We start from the raw sequence: 20,891 nt of genomic DNA, 5'->3' as shown, positions 1-20,891 counted from the left end.
CTTTGCTTCGGTTTTGTTTAATTGAGTGTGAATCATGAAAGCATTATCTAAATTAAAAGCAGAACCAGGAATTTGGATGACTGATGCGCCAAAGCCTGAAGTTGGCCATAACGATCTGCTTATTAAAATCCGCAAAACAGCAATTTGTGGAACAGATGTCCATATTTATAAATGGGATGAGTGGGCACAAAATACAATCCCAACGCCAATGGTCGTTGGCCACGAATATGTAGGTGAAGTGGTTGATATGGGCCAAGAAGTACGTGGTTTCCAAGTGGGTGACCGTGTATCGGGCGAAGGGCATATTACCTGTGGTCACTGTCGTAACTGTCGTGCTGGCCGTGTACATTTATGCCGTAACACCACAGGTGTTGGTGTTAATCGCGAAGGTGCATTTGCTGAATACCTTGTGATCCCCGCTTTCAACGCATTTAAAATTCCAGATAACATTCCTGATGAGTTAGCATCAATCTTTGACCCATTCGGTAATGCAGTACACACAGCGTTATCGTTTGATTTAGTTGGTGAAGACGTATTAATCACAGGTGCTGGCCCAATTGGTATCATGGCAGCAGCGGTTGCTAAACACGTTGGTGCACGTCATGTGGTTATCACTGACGTAAATGAATACCGCTTAGATTTAGCGCGTAAAATGGGCGCTACTCGTGCTGTAAATGTGGCAACTGAAAAGCTTGAAGATGTAATGAAAGAGCTTGGCATGACAGAAGGCTTTGATATTGGCCTTGAAATGTCGGGTGTGCCAGTTGCATTTAACAGCATGCTTAATAACATGAATCACGGTGGCAAAATCGCTATGCTAGGTATTCCACCTTCAGATATGGCGGTTGATTGGAACCAAGTTATTTTCAAAGGCTTAATTATCAAAGGTATTTACGGCCGTGAAATGTTTGAAACTTGGTATAAAATGGCAAGCTTAATTCAATCAGGCCTTGATCTGAAACCAATTATTACTCACCAGTTCTCTGTGGATGATTTCCAAGAGGGCTTTGATACAATGATTTCAGGCCAATCTGGTAAAGTAATCCTTAACTGGGATTAGTGCCGTTTATAGTGATAAGGCGGCATATTGCCGCCTTTTTAGTTTAGAGAGTATTATGTCATACAAACATATTTCAGTAAGCGACACGTTTGCGCTTTTAGATAAAGAAGACGTTGTGATTGCCGATATTCGTGATCCTAACTCGTTTCAAACGGGGCACATTCCTGGCTCTGAGCATTTATCAAATGCTAATATTAGCGAATTTATGATGAATAAAGAGTTCGATCAGCCAATCATTATTGTTTGCTATCATGGTGTAAGTTCTCAAGGTGCTGCGAGCTACTTAGTTGAGCAGGGCTTTGAAGATGTTTACAGCATGGATGGAGGCTTTACAGCTTGGCAAACACAACTTCCGGAGCATATTGAACGATGATTGAACTGGGCAGCATAAATAATCCTCGCGCGGCGCAGGGATTTATTGACTATATTAAAAGCAAAGGCTTACAGGGTGAGCTTCGCTCTGAAGATGGTAAAACCGTCATTATTTGTGTTGCTCCAGAGCATTTTCATCAAGCTCAGCCATTATGGCAAGAGTTTGCGGCAAATCCACACGATGAAAAGTATCTGCAAGCCTCTTGGCAAGTGGGGAGCACACAGTCATCACTTTCTTATCAAGGTCAGTCGCTCAACCTAAAAGCGCGTTTTAAAGCATTAAGCTGGCTCAATCGCACTGTTACGTTAGTATCAATAGCGATTTTTGTGGCTTTTTTACTCGGTGGTTTTGATACCATTTATCGGATGCTACAGTTTAATCCTGCGCAACCGCTTAGTTGGTTTACACCAGCAATCGTGCATTTTAGTGCTATCCATTTAATTTTTAATTTAATTTGGTGGATGACACTAGGTAATGACATTGAAAAGCGCAGTGGAAAGTTAACCTTAGTCGGCTTATTTTTAGTGACCGCATTTATCAGTAACTGGGCTCAGTTTTTATTGGTTGGGCCTAATTTTGGTGGCTTGAGTGGCGTTGTCTACGGTTTGCTAGGCTTTTGTTGGATATACAGTGTAATGAGGCCAACAGAGCCGCCTTTAGTCAGCAAGAGTATTGTTGGCTTTATGCTTGTTTGGCTGATTTTAGGCTTTGTTGAAATGTTACCTGTCAATATGGCTAACTGGGCGCATCTTGCGGGGCTTTTATCAGGTATGGCTTATGCTTTATCAGATAAGTTACTTTCGCGCCGTTAAAGTAATCTGTGACGGCGTTTGCCGTCACTTGTTATGGCTAGTGATATAAGTATTTAGTGAACAACACTTCACGCACTATTTCTTGTCCAGTCTCTTGTTTTAAAAGTGTTTTTAACTTTTCAGTACAGCGTTTTCTAATTTCTTCTCGACCGGTAAGCGACTTGATGTTCTCTTCAGGCTCTTTAGAAAGAATTTCAACAATCGCATCACGCAGCAAAGGGGTATGATGTTCTACGACACGGATATCTGACATGTCATTGAGCATAAGATCGACCGTAATACGTACATAACCAAGCTTTTTGTTACCTTGGCCAATATAATTGGTAATTATGTCTGGTTCAAAACCAAAATAACCGACTTTTGACTCGGCATGTGCCGAAAAACTAATTGTTGCATTAACTGCTAATAGGCATATCAAATAAATTGATAATAACGATTTTTTCATAGTTAAAAATAGTCCACCCTTTCAATGGTTTTTAGTCTATACCCAAACTTACTAGAGATACAGGTTGTTGTAAGAATTTTAACTGTTATTGAGATTAAATGATGGCTTTTGCCAAACGTTTTGCAGTGATATCATTTGCGCGGTTTCTTAAAATACTGAGTTGTTGTGACTAAATTCCCAATATCATTAGTTGCTGATTGGCAATCGGCATCAGCCTATCCACATTTAACGCAGCAGCAACAAAGCTGGTTGCTTGAAGCGGGCTCATTGACCGCTAAGCTCAAAAGTCATTGCCAACAGTTTTCTGTTCACGTGCTCAATGAAGCACCTTTTGACTTAACCTCAGAGCAGCAAGCACTATTAAATACATCTTTAAGTCACGCATTAAACCGCGAAGTATTATTACTTTGTGATAACAAGCCTATGGTATATGCGCAAAGTTGGCTGCCAGCAGATGATACCCTAAAAAAGCAGCAATTGTTAAGTATGGGTACAAGACCTTTAGGCGATGTTATTTTCCAAGATCCCAGTCTTTTACGCACCGAAATTGAAGTGGCTGAATTTTCAGAGCAACACCAACTAGGTTCTCTTATAAATGAATTAGGTTTAGAACCGCAGATGTTATGGGGTAGACGCAGTGTGTTTTCGCTATCTCGTGCGCATTTTTTAGTTGCTGAAGTCTTCTTGCCTGGAGCCTATATTTACTTATGAAATTAGCTGCATTACACGTCGCACACATTCCTTACTATAAGCAATTGATGCGTACCGATAAACCAATAGGGACTTTGTTATTGCTTTGGCCAACATATTGGGCACTTTGGCTTGCCAATCAAGGCGCCCCGAGTTTGCTAAATTTTGTCGTATTTAGCTTAGGGGTCTTTGTAATGCGCAGTGCCGGTTGTGTGATTAATGATTACGCAGACCGTAAAATTGATGGCTCAGTAAAACGCACAGCACAGCGCCCATTGGCTGCGGGGTTAGTTTCAAGTGGTGAGGCTCTGAGTTTATTTGTGCTGCTTATCACAGTGGCATTTGGCTTAGTGTTAATGCTCGGATGGTCAACGATATTGCTGTCGTTTGGCGCACTAGCCTTGGCATTTTGCTATCCGTTTATGAAGCGTTATACCCAGTTACCCCAAGTCGTGCTTGGGGCGGCATTTAGTTGGGCCATCCCAATGGCTTATATGGCCTCGATTGGTTCAGTTCCTGTAGAAGCATGGCTTTTATTTATTGCTAACCTTGTTTGGACTGTGGCTTATGACACCATGTATGCCATGGTTGATAGAGATGATGATTTGAAAATAGGTGTTAAATCAACGGCTATTTTGTTTGCGAGTTATGATAGGCACATTATCTTTTTACTTAATGCCTTGTTTATAGCGATTCTTGCTTATATAGGCCTTAGTAACCAACTCGGTCTGTATTATTGGCTTGGATTAGCTGCTGGAGTTGGTTTTTTACTTTATCAACAAAAACTGATTCATAATCGAGAGCGAGATCCTTGTTTTAAAGCTTTTTTAAATAATCACTATGTGGGTTTAGTGATATTTATAGGCTTAATAGCTTCCTTGCCATTGCCATTTTAACGGGGCATTATCTCGGCGGATCTATAATTCCGCTGATCGAGGCATTTTTTCTAAACCAGCCTGCAATCGAGTAGCGAACATCTTCTGCTGGTAATACTTCGTGCATGAAGCGTTCGCTTTCAAACATCACAAGTGTGCCTGCTTGTGGTTTTACAATGACCTCAATATCTTTGCTTTTAGGCTTATATATGATCAGTTCACCACCTGAATCGGGTGTATTTAAATAACAGACGGTTGTAAAAATACGGTTTGAACGACCCTTAAAGGCATCATAATGTTTTTTATAAAAGTCACCTTGTTGATATTTTGCATAATGACATTCATAGTCAAACAGCCCTAAGAAAAAACTGCGGTTTAACTGTGTCTTTATCGCTTCCATGGTCGCAAGATAAGTAATTTGTGCTTGGCTTGAACTATCAAACCAAAAGGTCTTATCTTTACGGATGGTTTTATCAACTTGTTGATCGTTCAAACGGCCAATCCCCGCAGTATGAAAATGCGGATTTATACGATAACAATCTGCAATTAAATCAGTTAGTAAGTTTTCATCAATTGCGTTTTCAACAATAGCATAACCGGTTTGTTCTATTGCGTCTAAATAAGTGTTTGAAATAAGTTGCGCGGTCATTCATGTGCACAATCAAAAAAAGGTGCGTAAGTGTATCTGAAAAAAAGAATCATGCACGCTTTTTATGCAGTATGTTGATGATTAAGTGAAGAAGGGAGCTAGCCTTTGTTTGCAAGGCTAGCTTAAATGTATGCGTTAGTTGTGACTAGATAACGCTGTCTTTTCAATTAAATCTAATAAATGACTAATGTGCGAGTTTTCATTAACCTGCTCATTCGTTTGAATAACTAATTGTTCATGAGCGATCCCTTTATTTGTTTTCAATAAAAGTAGCTCAGGGTCAGAAGAAACACTGTTAGCATGTTCAATGCTTGCAATGGCAATATGATCTGACTTTTTAAGGCCATCCATCACTTGTTCAATGCTACCAACTTTAATGCTTGATGATTTATTGAATGAGTCAACTGCTTCGGTAAGCATCGTCTGAACTTGCTTCGACTGTGCAAAACAACTGTACATTGGGTAGTCAGCCAAATCACGTTTACTAATATCGCTCTTATTAGCAAGCGGGTGATCTTTTGAAACAAATAAGATAAGTTGGTCTGGTAAGTGGATGTCGCTGCCAATACTATTCATTGCCTGCGAGCACACGCTTATGTCTATTTCACCCAGTTGCAATTTACGAATGAGTTCGCCTTGCTCTTGTAGTTGCATTTCAATTTTGACATGTGGGTACTGAGCTAAAAATTGCCCACAGGAAACAGGTACAACAGTACTCGCTTTAGTCGTGTAACCAATGACAAGCTTTTCGTTTACGCAGCCATTTAATGATTCAAATAAACGTTTCTTCGTTTCCTCTAAATTATTAAGCGTTTGTTGCGCGTATTCTAGGAAAAGCTCACCCTCTTTGGTTAGTTTAACCGAACGTGTAGAGCGGGTGACAAGCTCATAGCCGATTTCATCTTCGAGTGTTTGAATACTGCGAGTTAATGCTGAAGTACTAATTTGGGTTTTTTCTGCAGCTTGGCGGAAATGCCTGAGCACGCCTAGTGCAACGAATTGTTCAAGTTGTTCAAATCTCACTTTAAATAGTCCCTTGTTATAAGTAAGCCCTTACATCCAGGCAAAATAATTATACTTTACGATGGCATAGTAAATTATAGTACCTATTTTGGAAAGTGTTGTTTTACCGAAAAGTTACACTAATCAGGGTATCGGTCTTTAATCTCTAGGAAAAGTGTTAAATTTTCAAGTAATATATCGACTAAAGTTGGATCAAAATGTTTCCCGCGTTGCTCTTTTATTAATGTTAATGCGTCTTCTAATGGCCACGCTTTTTTATAGCAGCGATCGCTGCATAGCGCATCGAATACATCGGCAATAGCGGTAATACGGCCGACAATATGAATATTACTCCCTGCTAAACCTTGAGGATAACCTGTACCATCCCACTTTTCATGATGTTGATGAGAGATTGTTGCACCACAATTTAAAATCTCGTTACTTGAATTTTTTAGTATTTCATAGCCGATTTGAGCGTGACTTTTCATTATCTCCCATTCTTGCTCATCTAATTTGCCAGGTTTATTTAGGATATTGTCAGGAATGCTTATTTTTCCTATGTCGTGCAATGGGGAGGCAAGTTTAATAATTTCACACTGAAATGGATCTAACTGAGAGAGTTTTGCTAAGAGTTCACTGTAAAGTGCGACACGCTTTACGTGTGAGCCTGTTTCTTTTGAGCGTTTTTCAACTGCTTCACCCAAGATATACGATAACTCTTTTTGTGAATCTTTTACCATCTCGCGTAGTTTTAGGTTGTCATAAGCCAGTGCTATATTGTTTGCATAAAACTCAAGAAGCTGATGATCTGTTGGCTGAAGCTTTGTGCCTTTGTGCACGTATAGCATGGTTTCAAGGCCAGCTTTAGTTGGAAAATACCCTATATAGTCAGTACTTGTTTTTAATGAAGACTTACGATCATGGGCATCTATAAATAAGCTTTTTACTTCATCAGGAATTGTGCTTTGTTTTGGCGTTGGACCCACGCCAGATGCGGCGAGCAATTGGAAGTCAGTGGCGGGGGATGATTGCAAGTTGACGGCGGCAGCGCAATATATTTGGGCATCATTTATACCCATCACGTTGGTGACATGACTTAAAATTGTTGATGCAAACTCACGAACACTCTCGCATTTTAAAAAGTTTGCCGAAGCATTAATTATTTGCTCAAGACCATGTTTATGACGGTCAATGATCTGAATGTCGCGATGCGCTCTCAGGGCAGAATAAAGTAATGTTTTGATTTTTATTGCAGTGAGCTCTGTTTTGTTCTTATAGTCGTTTATGTCGTAATCACGAATAATAGATTCCTCAGGTGCTTCACCAGGTTGTCCTGTTCTTAATATTAGGCGAATATCGTGATTATCAATGTCATCACGTATATATTGAATTAAATCAAGCCCTGCATGATTGGTTTCCATAACAACATCAACCAAAGCCACTGAGAAGGGGATGTCCTTTTTTAAAAACTCTTTGGCTTCGGCTGCCGAATAGGCATCGTAAAAGCGCAATCCTTTCCCTTCAAAGGTGAAACCTGCAAGCACAAGCTTAGTGACCTGATGGATATCTTCTTCGTCGTCAACAACAAGAATGTGCCAATATTCAGGCTCTTCAGTTTGTATATTACTTTCTTCTAATGGTTCATCAGAAAACAAAAAGTCATCCACGCACGTACCACTTATTGTTGTTTCTCGTAACAATAAGTATAGAAGCAGAAATTTACTCTGCCTTATCTGAAAGTGGTTTTTTTTCGATATTCTGAAGTTCGATTTCGATTGCATCGCACGAAATGTGGATTTCATACAAGGACGTTAATAACGATAAAGCGAGACTAGCAAGGCTTATCCCAAATAGCACAATGCCTGTGGTATTAAACTCAATAAATAAAGCAAACATAGAAAGTGTACACATAAAAAATGAAGCTACACCATATACTTGCATCACTCTAATTAATTTAATTCGCTTTCTAAGGTTTTCGATTTGTGCAACAACTAAAGGACGAATACTGTCACCTTCACGTGCGTTAAGCTCACGAATTAACTGAGCAAGTACTAAAAAGCGATTCGTATATGCTAGCAACAAAAGAGAAATTGCAGGGAAGAGTAGTCCAGGGGTTGTCAGTGTCATTAAGCCGCCTTTAAATATGGGTTGCACAAAGGTCAATAGCTAGAGTAGCTTAGGTTTAAAGTCGTGCAAAGTAAAAGAGAATCAATTTGCAAAAAAATAATTTAAATCAAGATAATACTGGTGATTCATTTACTTGGGTGGGGATTTTTAGGGCTGAGAACGCCTTGCAAGCTAACATAATTAAAGGACTGTTAGAAAGCGCAGGAATTCAATGTGAGCTGCAAGGCGAAATGTTACAAGGCGCTCTCGGCGAGATCCCATTTGAGCAAACGGGAGTCGAAGTACTAGTTTATGCGATAAAAGAGCGCCAGGCGCGCGAAATATTGATAAACTACCAGCAAGTGAAACAATCTGCTCCTGACTGGGTTTGCCCAACATGTAGCGAGCTTAATGGGTCAACGTTTGAAATATGTTGGTCTTGTGGGACTGTAAAGAATGACGAAAGCGAATAATTTTCAACGTATTAGAGAATTAAACTATTTACAAAAGGCGGTTTTAGGTGGCGCATTGCTTGAGCGTATGTTGCCTAACTATGCCCTATTTAGCGAAGCCACGGGGTTTGGTGACGGATCCGTGTTTCGTAGTGCGTTAAGTGTGTGTTGGGAGAAAATTTTACTACCCAAAAGTAAAATTAGTCTTGAGAAGCAAATTGAGAAAATTGAGCCTAATGTACCTGAATTAAATGATTTTGATATGTTTGGCGTATACCCAGCGATTGATACGGCAACAGCATTGCTTGGAATGCTGCATGGTTTAATGGCAAAAGATGAACAAGAATTTCTAAACATCAGTAAAATTTCTCAGGCCTCAGTCGCACGTTATATTGAGTATCAACTGACCGTCGATGGTGAGTTGGCTGATAACAAGGCCGTACGTGAGCACCCTTTAATGCAATATGAAATTGATGTGCTTGCTGAACTTATTGATTTTGTAGAGCAAATGGGCCGAATTACCTCAGAAAACGTTAAAGAGCTTAAGCAGCTTGCAGTATCTGACGGCCAAACCAATATTGGTATTGCAATTTAATGTTCAGTAATGCGTATTTTCGCTGTAAAATGCGCGTTTGTTTTTTATTGGCGGAGTAATTGATGCGAATTTTAGGTATTGAATCATCATGTGATGAAACAGGTATTGCCATTTACGATGATGAACAAGGCTTATTAGCACATCAACTATACAGCCAAGTCAAAGTGCATGCAGACTATGGCGGTGTAGTGCCAGAACTTGCATCACGAGACCATGTACGCAAAACCTTACCGTTAATTGATGCGGCGTTTGCACAAGCGGGTTGCGGCCCAGAAGATTTAGATGGCATTGCTTATACGGCAGGCCCAGGCCTTGTGGGGGCTTTACTTGTGGGCACCTCGATTGGCCGTTCACTAGCCTATGGCTGGAACATCCCCGCTGTGGCTGTTCACCATATGGAGGGTCATTTACTTGCCCCTATGCTTGAAGAAGAGCAGCCTGAATTTCCGTTTATTGCGCTGCTTGTCTCGGGCGGTCATACTATGATGGTTAAAGTGTCAGGTATTGGTGAGTACGAAGTATTAGGTGAGTCGGTGGATGATGCGGCGGGTGAAGCGTTTGACAAAACCGCTAAATTATTAGGTCTTGATTACCCTGGCGGCCCTCGTCTAGCAAAACTTGCGGAGCAAGGTACACCTGAGCGATTTGTATTCCCACGCCCGATGACAGATAAACCAGGTTTAGACTTTAGCTTTAGTGGTTTGAAAACCGCAGCATCAATTGCGATTCGTGATAATGATGATGACGAGCAAACTAAAGCCGACATCGCACACGCATTCCAAACAGCCGTTATTGATACACTTATTATTAAATGTAAACGTGCATTAAAGCAAACAGGCATTAAGCGTTTAGTGATTGCAGGTGGTGTAAGTGCCAATGTTCAACTACGTTCGCAGCTAGAACGTGTAATGCAAGGTATGAAAGGGCGCGTGTATTACCCGCGCACAGAGTTTTGTACAGATAATGGCGCAATGATCGCTTATGCCGGTATGCAGCGCTTAAAAGCAGGGCAATTTGCGAGCCTTGATATGAAAACTAAGCCGCGCTGGCCAATCGATTCACTTGAGCCGTTATAAGGCTTATTCATTTTCTGGGGCTTTTTTCTTAGCCCCAACTTTTGGCTCATCACCACACATTAAACGTGTCATGTTCGCTCTGTGGCGAAAAATAATTAATACCGTTAAAAATGTGACTGGTAATGTATAAAGTGGCTTTATCCACCATGTGTAAAGAGGCGCAAGAGAGACGGTTACTAATGCCGCGAGTGATGAATAACGTGTAATTGCAATAATTAGTAGCCAAGTTGTGATTAGCATCCCACCTAAAGATAAGCCTATAGGAAGCAAGGTACCAAAAGCAGTGGCAACGGCTTTTCCGCCTTTAAAGCCAAAAAATAATGGATACATGTGACCTAGGCATGCTGCAACACCGATGAGACCGAGCATCAGAGGCTCTATGTTTAAAAAGTAAGCGCCCCAAACTGGGATCGTTCCTTTTAATATGTCAAACACAAGCACTAATGCAGCGGGTAACTTTCCACCGAGGCGGTAAACGTTGGTCGCTCCAGGGTTATTCGATCCATGACTGCGTGGGTCTGGTAGCCTAAATAGCCGAGAAACAAGGATAGCGGACGAAACCGATCCTAGTAAATAGGCTAAAACTAACATTAAAACTGCTAACACGCGCTTCCTTATTTTTTAATCGGCACTTTTGGGCTATCATTGGCGGCAAAACCGTCTGCCGCTATTTTTCGATTAGATTGTTACAAAAAAATACTAACAATCTATCCGTCATTGTAGGGGTAATTTCAATATATTAAAACATTATGACAGCTTATAAAGCGTATTATTAAGATCAATAGGCGCATAAGGTTGTTTTACCTTACATATTTATGTCATTTGGAGTCTTAATGGACAAGGTATATATATCACAACTGCACGTAGACACCATCATCGGTGTATATGATTTTGAAAAAGAAAGTAAACAAAGCTTATATTTTGACATTGAAATGCTTTGTGATATCTCAGCCGCTGCAGCAACCGATGATATAAACCTTGCGCTTGATTATGCAAAAGTGAGTGAGCGTGTCATTGAACATACAACGGCGAAGCCTGTTGAGTTGCTTGAAACCTTAGTTGAGCAATTAGCTGCACTTATTCTTACTGAATTTGCCACCAACCAAGTGACTATTCGTGTCAGTAAACCAGCCGCTGTGCCACAAGCGCAAACGGTGGGCGTTGAGATCACCCGCCGTAAGGTGGGCTAATAATGGCGCAAATATTTATTAGTCTAGGTTCTAATGTCAATAAAGAGCATTATCTTCGCCAAGCGCTCATAGCCTTGAAACCTTACTTCCCCGATTTTGTACACTCATCAGTTTATGAGAGTGAAGCGGTTGGTTTTGCAGGGAGTAATTTTTATAATTCAGTGGTTGCGGCCAAAACGGATATGCCTCTTGAGAAGTTGTGCAAATTATTGAAACAAATTGAGCTTGATAATGGTCGTACCCGTGCAGATAAAAAGTTTAGCCCGCGTACACTCGATTTAGACTTACTTTTTTATGATGATGTTATATGCGATTATCCTGCACAATTACCGCGAGATGAAATTACAAAAAATGCTTTTGTGCTTCAGCCTTTAGCAGAAATAGCTCCCGATTTTTTTCACCCCGTAGCGAAGCTAACCCTGGCTCAGCTATGGGATAATTATGATAACCCGCAACAAAAACTATGGAAGGTGGAGTTTACTAACCCATGAGTATTATTGAGATAATTGTTTTAGCTTTAATTCAAGGACTGACTGAGTTTTTACCTATTTCTAGCTCAGCGCATTTAATTCTTCCGTCGCAGATTCTCGGGTGGCAAGACCAAGGTTTAGCATTTGATGTGGCTGTTCACGTTGGAACCTTAGGTGCAGTTGTTTTGTACTTTAGAAAAGAAGTGGTCGATATTCTTGGTGCTTGGTTTAAATCGTTTGGCTCACAAGGTGCAACCGATGATAGTAAGCTAGGCTGGTGGATCATAGTAGGCACGATACCTGCCGCTATTCTTGGGCTTATTTTTAAAGATTTAATAGAGCTTTACCTACGTAGTGCATGGGTGATCGCGGTAACGACTATTTTATTTGGCTTATTACTTTGGTATGCCGATGCAAAAGGTAAGCAAACCAAAACGATTTACCAACTGAACTGGAAATCCGCACTGATGATCGGCATGGCACAGGCGATGGCTATGATCCCAGGCACATCACGGTCAGGTATTACTATGACCGCAGGTTTAATGCTGGGTATGAATAAGCAAAGTGCCGCGCGCTTTTCATTTTTATTGGCCATTCCTGTTATTTTAATGATGGGACTATATTACACAATAGAGTTGGCTTTAGGCGATCATATCGTTGAGTGGAATACCTTGATGCTTGGTGCTGGCTTATCTTTTATATCTGCTTATGCCTGCATTTTCTTTTTCTTAAAAGTGATTGAGCGTATGGGGATGATGCCATTTGTTATCTATCGTTTACTACTTGGTGTCGGTTTGTTTGCATTTTTAATGCTGTAGGTAGAGATTCAGCTTGATTAGAAAAGCACCTCAAATTGAGGTGTTTTTTTATGTTGGTTATTTGGCAAAAGTCTATTGCCGTGTAGTAATGGTAAGTAAAGCTTATATTTGGCATTATAACGGCTTATTTTATCTATCATTCATTTTGCTCAGGACAGTAGATGCATATTCATATTCTTGGAATTTGTGGCACCTTTATGGGTGGTATCGCCGCAATCGCTAAATCGTTAGGTCATACAGTGACAGGCTCTGATCAAAATGTGTACCCGCCGATGAGCACACAATTAGAAGAGCTGGGTATCACTCTAACTCAAGGTTATGACGTTGCACAACTTGAGCCAACCCCTGATATGGTGGTGATTGGTAATGCCATGAGCCGTGGCAACCCCTGTGTTGAATATGTGCTTGATAAAGGCTTGCCTTATACCTCAGGCCCAGAATGGTTAAAACATAATTTATTGCAGAATTCGTGGGTTTTAGCTGTTGCGGGTACGCATGGCAAAACAACCACAGCGAGTATGCTGGCATGGTTATTAGAGTATGCCGGTATGAAACCTGGGTTTTTAATTGGTGGCATAGTGCAAAATTTTGGCGTGTCTGCACGTGTTGGCGAAACCCCATTTTTTGTAATTGAAGCCGACGAATACGATACCGCTTTTTTTGATAAACGCAGTAAGTTTGTACATTACTTACCACGCACTTTGATTCTAAATAATCTTGAATTTGATCATGCGGATATTTTTGAAGATTTAAATGCAATAAAGAAACAATTTCACCACCTGATGCGTACACTACCTTGTAGTGGCAAAGTCATTTGGCCAAGCCAAGATGAAGCACTACAAGAGGTGATTGAAAGAGGTCTTTGGAGCGAGAGCGAAACACTGTCGGGTGACTGGGATTACCGTTTACTTAAAGCTGATGGCAGTGAATTTGAAGTGTTACTAGCTGGGGAAGTGCAGGGCGTTGTGTCATGGCAAGCGATGGGCGAGCACAATGTTAAAAATGCTATTATGGCCATTGCAGCCGCTCGTCATGTAGGGATTGCTGTGTCAGTGAGCATTGCTGGTTTAGCAGAGTTTATTTCTCCTAAGCGCCGCATGGAGCTAAAAGCCGATGTGAATGGTATTAAAGTGTATGACGATTTTGCACATCACCCAACGGCAATTAAAACAACTCTTGCAGGTTTACGTGCAAAAGTGGGCGATGAGAAGATTATTGCCATTTTAGAGCCGCGTTCAAACACCATGAAAATGGGTGTGCATCAACAAACCTTGATTGATTCTCTAAGAGCTGCCGATGACGTGTATTTATTTGAACCTGAAAACTTAAGCTGGTCATTAAAAGAATACGCAGATAAAGCAGGTATGCATTGTATGCCAAGCACTGAGGAAATCATTGCCGCAGTTGCTGAAGGAAGTGCGCCGTCACAACATATTTTAATAATGAGTAATGGTGGCTTTGAAGGTATTCATCAGCGTTTAATCAGCACACTTGAACAAAACTAACCAGTATACGGAGCATAACTGTATGCAATTTAAAGATAAAATAACCTTAGCTTTTAGCGGTGCCTCAGGTGCCCCTTATGGCTTACGGTTACTAGAGGTATTACTTGAGCAGCAGTTTCAGGTGTATGTACTGATCTCAAGTGCGGCAAGAGTGGTGCTTGATACTGAATCGAATATAAAACTGTCGGGCAACGAAGATAAAGCAACTGAACAGCTCAGTACGCTCTTTAATGCCGCGCCAGAACAACTAAAAGTATTTGGTAAAGATAACTGGTTTAGTCCTGTTGCCTCTGGCTCAGCTGCGCCGAAGAAAATGGTGGTTTGCCCATGTAGTGCAGGCTCAGTGTCTGCCATTGCAGTTGGGGCATCAGATAACTTACTTGAGCGCGCCGCTGACGTGGTTATAAAAGAACGTGGGCAGCTGATTTTAGTCCCGCGTGAAACGCCATTTAGCGAGATTCATCTTGAAAACATGCTGAAACTAGCAAAGCTTGGCGTCACCATTATGCCTGCGGCACCTGGGTTTTATCACCAGCCTGAGCAGATTTCAGATCTGGTTGATTTTATGGTGGCGCGAATTTTAGATCATTTAAACATTGAACATACTTTGACGAAACGTTGGGGTTATGGAGAGGGCAAACAGTGAGCGAAAAAACGATCGCATTAAATATTGAAGGCCTGAAAAAGGTTTATAAAAATGGTGTTGAAGCTGTAAAAGGCATTGATTTACAAGTTCAGCAAGGCGACTTCTTTGCTTTGCTTGGCCCAAATGGGGCTGGTAAATCAACCACCATTGGTGTTATCTCATCGTTAGTGAACAAAAGCGCTGGTCGCGTAGAGGTATTTGGTCACGACATTGATACTCACCTAGAAGCCGCTAAATCTGAACTTGGTTTAGTGCCGCAAGAATTTAATTTCAGTCAGTTTGAAACGCTTAACCAAATTTTGGTTAACCAAGCGGGTTATTATGGTGTACCCAGAAAGCTGGCGCATGAACGTGCAGAAAAGTATTTAAAGCAGCTCGGTTTATTTGAAAAAAAAGATAAGCAAGCGCGCACCCTTTCAGGTGGTATGAAACGCCGTTTAATGATTGCTCGTGCGCTGATGCATGAACCTAAATTACTTATTTTAGATGAGCCAACTGCAGGTGTGGATATTGAGCTACGCCGCTCAATGTGGGATTTTCTTCGTGAGATAAATAAACAAGGTGTCACCATTATCTTGACCACGCACTACCTCGAAGAAGCAGAGCTGCTATGTAAAAACATCGCGATTATCGACAGCGGCGTGATTGTTGAAAACACCACTATTAAAGCGTTACTTGCCAAGCTTGATAAAGAAACCTTTGTACTTGATTTAAAGCAGCCTGTGCAGCCAATTAGCATTGAAGGCTACAACTATACACAGACTGATGACCATACTTTAGAAGTTGAAGTGGCAAAGTCTCAGGGCTTAAATCACGTATTTAGTGCGCTAACCGAGCAAGGTAACACAGTGCTTAGTATGCGAAATAAAGCAAACCGTTTAGAAGAGCTGTTTGTTGGATTATTAGAACAGGGGCGAGGCGAATAATGTTTAAATATGGTGTAGCGCTAAAAAGTATTTGGATCAAAGAGTGTATTCGCTTTTTACGTATTTGGGTGCAAACATTAGTACCGCCTGCAATCACGATGAGCCTGTATTTTGTGATTTTTGGTAACCTGATTGGTTCTCGTATCGGTGATATGGGCGGCTTTAGTTATATGGAGTTTATTGTACCGGGCCTGATTATGATGTCGGTGATCACCAACTCTTACTCGAATGTGGCCTCAAGCTTCTATTCAACTAAATTCCAAAAAAGCATAGAAGAGCTATTAGTTGCGCCAGTGCCAAATTACATTATTGTACTCGGCTACATGGGCGGTGGTATGACGCGTGGTATGTTAGTTGGTTTGATTGTTACCTGTGTATCTTTGTTGTTTGTTGATATTCAAATTCACAATATTTTTGTGATTATGGCAACGGTTATACTAACCTCGGCTGTGTTTGCGTTAGGCGGACTTATTAACGCAATTTATGCTAATAGCTTTGATGATATTAGTATTATCCCAACCTTCATTTTAACGCCGCTGACTTATCTTGGTGGGGTGTTTTACTCTATCACTTTATTGCCAGAATTTTGGCAAGGCGTATCGCAAGTAAACCCAATTATTTATATGGTAAATGCATTTCGGTATGGTTTCTTAGGTGTGTCTGATGTCGACTTATCGGTGGCATTTGGTGTACTTGGTTTATTTATTGTGGGTTTATTTACGTTAGCATTAACCCTAATCAAACGTGGTGTGGGGCTTAGACACTAATGACGGATGCAAATTCGAGAAGTATTGTATCGAATCAACCTAGCTTACATGAAAAGCTGGATGAAATTGTTTTAAAACACCTAAGTGCCGAATTTAAGAAGCCGATTGCAGAGCATACGCAAGCGGCTTTTGATCAGGTAAACGAAAAGGTGCAGACGTTTGCTGGGCCACTCATTCTTGATTCATGCTGTGGTGTAGGGGAAAGTACCGCTAACTTAGCAAAGCGTCACCCAGATGCGTTAGTGATTGGTATAGATAAATCATCTCATCGCTTGGATAAGCATGACATTGAGTACAAGCAAACCGATGCAGGACAGTACATTTTAGTGCAAGCTGATTTAAACGATTTTTGGCGTTTAGCGGTGGCTGCTAACTGGCAGCCCACGCACCATTACTTGTTGTATCCAAACCCTTGGCCAAAAGCCAAACACCTACAAAGGCGCTGGCACGGTGCTGCTATATTCCCATTTATTATTAAATTAGGTGGGCGTTTAGAGCTTAGAAGCAACTGGGACATTTACGTGAAGGAATTTGCTCGCTCGCTTGAGCTTGCAGGGCATAAGTGCGATGTTGAGTTGTATGAAAGCGATACCGCTATTACACCATTTGAGCGTAAATATTGGGCCAGTGGCCAACAGAGTCATCGCTTAGTAATAAACCTATAACACGCACTGTGTCTTTGCCATTATGACTGAGGCACATAAGGCGTGGGTGGTGCGAAGTGGTTTCCTTGCATTAATGTGATACCTGCTTTGGAAAGTGCTTCAGCCACTTGCTCGCTCTCGACTTGTTCGGCAACGACATCAAGGTTAAGTTGTTTGGCGTACTTCACTAAATGTTCAATAAACATATAGCTGTCATCATTGGTATGTGCTTGGCTAACTAAGCCACGGTCTAGCTTTAGACCATCAACTTCAAGCTTTAAGATATTTGAGAGGTTTGAATATCCTGCACCAAATTCGTTAATCATAACCTGCGCACCTTTATTTTTAAGTAAGCTAATAAATGCTTTTACTTCACTAAAGTAGGCAATTGCTTCTGTTTCATGAAACTCAAAAATAATATTGTTGGGTTGTGGGTAGCGTCTTAACTGCTGTTCTAAAAACTCACTTAAGCTGGGGTCCAGAATATCTTGCGCTGTAATATTAATGCTCCAGCTAATTGAGGTTTTTCGAAATTGCTCAATACAGCGAGTAAACATGGTACGTGTTAGTAATCCGTCCATTCGAGAGCGTTTCAAAACAGTTAGAAAGTAATCTGGTGTATAGATGCGCCCTTGTGCTGATGCCATTCTTGCTAAGCTTTCGTAATGAGTTACCTGCTTTGTTTGCGTATCATAAATGGGTTGGAAATAGGGAACGATACGATTGTTATCAAACGCTTCTTTTACTTTTTTAGCCAGCTTTACATTGTATCTAAACTGTTCTTCTACTTGTTTAAAGACATTCTCGTAACGAATAATACGTTGATTGTTTAACTTTGCTTGTTGAAGAGCAATATGTGCGTTTTCAATCAGCATTAGCTTATTACCAGAGGCAATGCCTGCATGCAAACTAACATAAATAAACGGCTCGTTAAGTACAGGGATTGATTGATTAAAGGCGTTAATAGTGTCATCAAAGTCTTGCTCTGCACCGCGTGTATGTAACAGTGCTATTTTATTGGTAGCAAGACGAAATACCAGCGCATCGTTGGGTAGGCGAGACTGAAAATAGTTCAATAAACTGGCCATTACCTTGTCGCTTACTTCTGTGCCATAAAAGCTACTAATATCCTCAACTTCATTAATTGTAATGACTGCAAGCTCCATGCGGTGCTTGGTGCTTTTTTTAAGGTAATATTCCAGCGCTACGTGGTTAGCAAAGCCTGTACGCGCATCCGTAGAAAGAGAGCGTTTAAGTTGTAAAAAGTAAAGCCCTGCAATTAAGGAGGCAATAAAAAAGAAGAAGCACCCTGTAATAGTCGCGCGTGTTACGCTTAGTTGTAACTGTTGGTTGAGGTCAGTAATTGTTATATCGGCACCAGTAAGATAGGTATGGCCATTCTCATCGATGAAAGTAACAAAAATGCTTTTAAAGTGTCCCCATTGATCTTTTGACACTTCGAAAACTGGCTCTGTAGAAAAAAAGGCGTCTTTATTTATTTTGGTTGCTTCGGTGTAGGGATCCATAAACTGCGTGATACGGCCGCCGTTTTGATCCTTTTGGGTATAACTCGATGCGCTAAAAAAAACGGTATCGTCCCGAAGTACCATAGAATACACATACGCTAAGTCCATTTGCTTGGCGTATTCTGAGAGGGCTCTCATTTTTTGCTTATAAACAGCCGAAGAGATTGGTATGCCAGCGTTGACTTGATTGTGGTAATCCTTACCTAAAATATGGTTAACACTCACAGCCGCATTGAGAAGCTTGGAATCAATGCCAGCCATTATCTCACTACGGGCGGTCTCATAGGTGTAGTAGATATAACCAAATAAGCTGATAAAAAAAGTGGCAAATCCATAAAGCAGCCAACCGGTCTTTTGCATTCCTTTGGACATAATTATTCCTTTATCAGTGGTGTGATGATTATACTTAAAAAATAACTGGCTGATAGTAGAAAATTAGCGCAAATTTCATTGATACATCATTTTTTTGTCACCGAATTCGTGGCTTTTTAGCTTTAAACGAGACATTTTTGTGATATTCCAGTAAAGTTAGCCAATTTCGTAGCAACAGTGCCGCTAAATTCAAACCTTATTGTTTCAGCATTAGGTGCATTTTAGCTGCTTATAATGGGTATTAAGATGGATCAAAAGCGTTGTGCCGTCGCCTCTAAAGAAAGTTTGATTCGTATTTTTACGGTGCCTGAAGCACCGGACTCAACCTTGAGTAGAATAGAATCAGAGATTTCAAGCAATCTTGCAGGATTCTTAAATGAGAATATTGCGGCAATTGAAAAGCCATTGCATGAGATAGAAAAAGATTTTCAGTCGGCAAATATCCCAGAAGAGCCCACTTTTGTCTCTGACTACGCGCAAGACATTATGGAGCAGTTAGTTGCACACTCAGTTCACACAGCTGCGCCAAGCTTTATTGGCCACATGACATCCGCTTTGCCACATTTTGTGTTACCGCTATCAAAATTGATGGTGGGTCTAAACCAAAACCTAGTAAAGATAGAAACGTCAAAAGCATTTACGCCACTAGAACGACAAGTTTTAGGGATGATGCACCATTTAGCCTATGGTGAAGAGGATGCGTTTTATAACAAGTGGATGCATAGTGCAAAAACATCGCTAGGGGCATTTTGTTCTGGGGGAACCGTTGCCAACATTACCGCCTTATGGATTGCTCGCAACCGTTTATTAAAAGCCGATGGTGACTATAAAGGCATTGCAGCACAAGGTTTAATTGCTGGCATGCTGCACTATGGCTATAAAGGACTTGCTGTACTCGTTTCAGAGCGAGGCCACTATTCGCTTGGTAAAACGGTTGATTTACTTGGCATCGGACGCGATAACATTGTTGCTATTAAAACAGGTGAAAACAACAAGGTTGATGTTCAAGCCATGCGTGAAAAAGCCCATGAACTTGAAGCATCTGGCATTAAAGTTATGGCGCTAGTTGGGGTAGCTGGAACGACTGAAACCGGCAGTATAGACCCACTTAACGAAATGGCCGATTTAAGCGAAGAGCTTGGCTGTCACTTTCACGTTGATGCAGCATGGGGCGGGGCAACTTTATTATCTAAAAATTACCGTCATTTATTAAGTGGCATCGAACGCGCTGATTCAATCACCATTGATGCCCATAAGCAAATGTATGTGCCAATGGGCGCAGGCCTTGTGTTATTTAAAGACCCTGCTGCCACAGATGCAATAGAGCATCATGCGGAATATATTCTTCGTAAAGGCTCTAAAGATTTAGGCAGTCATACTTTAGAGGGCAGTCGCCCAGGTATGGCAATGTTAGTGCATGCTTGCTTACGTGTTATTGGCCGTAAAGGCTACGAAATGTTGATTGACCGTAGTATCGTGAAAGCTCGTACTTTCGCCGACATGATTAAGCAGGATGAAGATTTTGAATTAATCTCAGAGCCTGAGCTTTGCCTATTAACCTATCGCTACGTACCAAAAGAAATCCAAGCTAAGCTTAAAGATGCTGACGAAGAAACGAAGTTAGATATTTACGCTTCGTTGAATCGTTTTACCGCAAGTATGCAAAAGCGTCAGCGTGAAGCAGGACGCTCTTTTGTATCGCGTACACGTTTAACACCTGCAAAATATGACCATCAACCAACGGTTGTGTTTAGGGTTGTATTGGCTAATCCATTAACCTCTAAAACAATTCTCAAAGATATTTTAGCAGAGCAAAAAGCCCTAGCGAAAACCGACCCTGTCTTTAAAAAGTACTTAAGTAAATATATGGATTAGTGAGTGAATTAGAAAAG

At 41.0% G+C, this 20,891-nt stretch carries 24 protein-coding genes; 17 read left to right on the top strand and 7 right to left on the bottom strand.

Annotation, left to right across the window (positions count from 1 at the left end; all coding sequences use genetic code 11):
- Nucleotides 1-34: 34 nt before the first annotated feature.
- The 3 genes from tdh to glpG are packed head-to-tail and all read left to right on the top strand — an operon-like array spanning nt 35 to nt 2,245.
- Nucleotides 35-1,060, top strand: coding sequence for an L-threonine 3-dehydrogenase (gene tdh, locus L3Q70_RS13515; protein WP_062568718.1), 1,026 nt, complete (start codon nt 35-37; stop codon nt 1,058-1,060).
- 55 nt (nt 1,061-1,115) lie between these two features.
- Entirely contained in the window at nt 1,116-1,433 is a 318-nt protein-coding gene (gene glpE, locus L3Q70_RS13510) for a thiosulfate sulfurtransferase GlpE (protein WP_130149478.1), read from the top strand.
- Complete coding sequence (gene glpG, locus L3Q70_RS13505; RefSeq protein WP_237114429.1) at nt 1,430-2,245, top strand: rhomboid family intramembrane serine protease GlpG; 816 nt, start codon at nt 1,430-1,432, stop codon at nt 2,243-2,245. The genes glpE and glpG overlap by 4 nt, the downstream gene beginning before the upstream one ends.
- Before the next feature lie 37 nt (nt 2,246-2,282).
- On the opposite strand, the gene L3Q70_RS13500 is transcribed toward glpG, so the two are convergent.
- A complete protein-coding gene (locus L3Q70_RS13500; RefSeq protein WP_062568721.1) occupies nt 2,283-2,690 on the bottom strand; it encodes a flagellar basal body-associated protein FliL in 408 nt (135 codons plus the stop codon).
- Nucleotides 2,691-2,855: 165 nt separating this feature from the next.
- On the opposite strand from L3Q70_RS13500, the gene L3Q70_RS13495 reads away from it, so the two are divergent.
- Nucleotides 2,856-3,401 carry a chorismate lyase gene (locus L3Q70_RS13495; RefSeq protein ID WP_237114428.1) on the top strand — a complete coding sequence of 182 codons (546 nt, stop codon included), beginning with the start codon at nt 2,856-2,858 and terminating at the stop codon, nt 3,399-3,401.
- A complete protein-coding gene (ubiA, locus tag L3Q70_RS13490; protein ID WP_062568723.1) occupies nt 3,398-4,276 on the top strand; it encodes a 4-hydroxybenzoate octaprenyltransferase in 879 nt (292 codons plus the stop codon). The genes L3Q70_RS13495 and ubiA overlap by 4 nt, the downstream gene beginning before the upstream one ends.
- 7 nt (nt 4,277-4,283) lie before the next feature.
- Here ubiA and L3Q70_RS13485 read toward each other — a convergent pair whose 3' ends face one another.
- From L3Q70_RS13485 to L3Q70_RS13470, 4 genes are all read right to left on the bottom strand, one after another.
- Nucleotides 4,284-4,904 (bottom strand): 2OG-Fe(II) oxygenase, encoded by a 621-nt coding sequence (locus L3Q70_RS13485; RefSeq protein ID WP_062568724.1) that lies wholly within the window; start codon nt 4,902-4,904, stop codon nt 4,284-4,286.
- Between the two features lie 135 nt (nt 4,905-5,039).
- Nucleotides 5,040-5,927, bottom strand: a complete 888-nt coding sequence (locus L3Q70_RS13480; RefSeq protein ID WP_062568725.1) for a LysR family transcriptional regulator — start codon at nt 5,925-5,927, stop codon at nt 5,040-5,042.
- Between the two features lie 119 nt (nt 5,928-6,046).
- A complete protein-coding gene (locus L3Q70_RS13475; protein WP_237114427.1) occupies nt 6,047-7,573 on the bottom strand; it encodes a DUF3369 domain-containing protein in 1,527 nt (508 codons plus the stop codon).
- Between the two features lie 52 nt (nt 7,574-7,625).
- Nucleotides 7,626-8,033 carry a DUF2721 domain-containing protein gene (locus tag L3Q70_RS13470; RefSeq protein WP_062568727.1) on the bottom strand — a complete coding sequence of 136 codons (408 nt, stop codon included), beginning with the start codon at nt 8,031-8,033 and terminating at the stop codon, nt 7,626-7,628.
- An 86-nt stretch (nt 8,034-8,119) separates the two neighbouring features.
- On the opposite strand from L3Q70_RS13470, the gene L3Q70_RS13465 reads away from it, so the two are divergent.
- The 3 genes from L3Q70_RS13465 to tsaD all read left to right on the top strand — a co-directional run bounded on the left by L3Q70_RS13465 (nt 8,120) and on the right by tsaD (nt 10,135).
- Nucleotides 8,120-8,485: a DUF2007 domain-containing protein gene (locus L3Q70_RS13465; protein WP_237114426.1), complete on the top strand. Its 366-nt coding sequence runs from the start codon at nt 8,120-8,122 to the stop codon at nt 8,483-8,485.
- Nucleotides 8,469-9,059, top strand: coding sequence for a YjaG family protein (locus L3Q70_RS13460; RefSeq protein WP_062568729.1), 591 nt, complete (start codon nt 8,469-8,471; stop codon nt 9,057-9,059). The genes L3Q70_RS13465 and L3Q70_RS13460 overlap by 17 nt, the downstream gene beginning before the upstream one ends.
- A gap of 62 nt (nt 9,060-9,121) precedes the next feature.
- Entirely contained in the window at nt 9,122-10,135 is a 1,014-nt protein-coding gene (tsaD, locus tag L3Q70_RS13455; RefSeq protein ID WP_062568730.1) for a tRNA (adenosine(37)-N6)-threonylcarbamoyltransferase complex transferase subunit TsaD, read from the top strand.
- Between the two features lie 3 nt (nt 10,136-10,138).
- Here tsaD and plsY read toward each other — a convergent pair whose 3' ends face one another.
- Nucleotides 10,139-10,741, bottom strand: coding sequence for a glycerol-3-phosphate 1-O-acyltransferase PlsY (gene plsY, locus L3Q70_RS13450; RefSeq protein ID WP_062568731.1), 603 nt, complete (start codon nt 10,739-10,741; stop codon nt 10,139-10,141).
- Nucleotides 10,742-10,968: 227 nt separating this feature from the next.
- Between plsY and folB the strand changes: the two genes are divergently transcribed.
- The 8 genes from folB (at nt 10,969) to L3Q70_RS13410 (ending at nt 17,122) form a co-directional block, all read left to right on the top strand.
- Nucleotides 10,969-11,325 (top strand): dihydroneopterin aldolase, encoded by a 357-nt coding sequence (gene folB, locus L3Q70_RS13445; RefSeq protein ID WP_237114425.1) that lies wholly within the window; start codon nt 10,969-10,971, stop codon nt 11,323-11,325.
- Between the two features lie 2 nt (nt 11,326-11,327).
- Nucleotides 11,328-11,816: a 2-amino-4-hydroxy-6-hydroxymethyldihydropteridine diphosphokinase gene (folK, locus tag L3Q70_RS13440; protein ID WP_237114424.1), complete on the top strand. Its 489-nt coding sequence runs from the start codon at nt 11,328-11,330 to the stop codon at nt 11,814-11,816.
- Nucleotides 11,813-12,613: an undecaprenyl-diphosphate phosphatase gene (locus tag L3Q70_RS13435; RefSeq protein WP_062568734.1), complete on the top strand. Its 801-nt coding sequence runs from the start codon at nt 11,813-11,815 to the stop codon at nt 12,611-12,613. The genes folK and L3Q70_RS13435 overlap by 4 nt, the downstream gene beginning before the upstream one ends.
- A 161-nt stretch (nt 12,614-12,774) precedes the next feature.
- Complete coding sequence (gene mpl / locus L3Q70_RS13430; protein WP_237114423.1) at nt 12,775-14,118, top strand: UDP-N-acetylmuramate:L-alanyl-gamma-D-glutamyl-meso-diaminopimelate ligase; 1,344 nt, start codon at nt 12,775-12,777, stop codon at nt 14,116-14,118.
- A gap of 22 nt (nt 14,119-14,140) precedes the next feature.
- On the top strand, nt 14,141-14,764 hold the full coding sequence (locus L3Q70_RS13425; RefSeq protein ID WP_062568736.1) for a flavin prenyltransferase UbiX: 624 nt from the start codon (nt 14,141-14,143) through the stop codon (nt 14,762-14,764).
- On the top strand, nt 14,761-15,690 hold the full coding sequence (locus L3Q70_RS13420; RefSeq protein WP_193987779.1) for an ABC transporter ATP-binding protein: 930 nt from the start codon (nt 14,761-14,763) through the stop codon (nt 15,688-15,690). Before L3Q70_RS13425 ends, L3Q70_RS13420 begins: the two co-directional genes overlap by 4 nt.
- Entirely contained in the window at nt 15,690-16,457 is a 768-nt protein-coding gene (locus L3Q70_RS13415; protein WP_036970898.1) for an ABC transporter permease, read from the top strand. The genes L3Q70_RS13420 and L3Q70_RS13415 overlap by 1 nt, the downstream gene beginning before the upstream one ends.
- On the top strand, nt 16,457-17,122 hold the full coding sequence (locus tag L3Q70_RS13410) for an SAM-dependent methyltransferase (protein WP_062568738.1): 666 nt from the start codon (nt 16,457-16,459) through the stop codon (nt 17,120-17,122). The genes L3Q70_RS13415 and L3Q70_RS13410 overlap by 1 nt, the downstream gene beginning before the upstream one ends.
- A gap of 20 nt (nt 17,123-17,142) precedes the next feature.
- On the opposite strand, the gene L3Q70_RS13405 is transcribed toward L3Q70_RS13410, so the two are convergent.
- On the bottom strand, nt 17,143-18,627 hold the full coding sequence (locus L3Q70_RS13405; RefSeq protein ID WP_346657789.1) for a GGDEF domain-containing protein: 1,485 nt from the start codon (nt 18,625-18,627) through the stop codon (nt 17,143-17,145).
- Nucleotides 18,628-19,245: 618 nt separating this feature from the next.
- Here L3Q70_RS13405 and panP point away from each other — a divergent pair.
- Nucleotides 19,246-20,874, top strand: a complete 1,629-nt coding sequence (gene panP / locus L3Q70_RS13400) for a pyridoxal-dependent aspartate 1-decarboxylase PanP (RefSeq protein WP_130149495.1) — start codon at nt 19,246-19,248, stop codon at nt 20,872-20,874.
- Nucleotides 20,875-20,891: the final 17 nt, after the last annotated feature.

Origin of the sequence: Pseudoalteromonas sp. CF6-2, assembly GCF_021729425.1 — a bacterium.
Classification (GTDB): Bacteria; Pseudomonadota; Gammaproteobacteria; order Enterobacterales; family Alteromonadaceae; genus Pseudoalteromonas; species Pseudoalteromonas arabiensis.
Note: the sequence above shows the minus strand (reverse complement) of the source record. Positions and strands in the feature narration are given on the sequence as shown.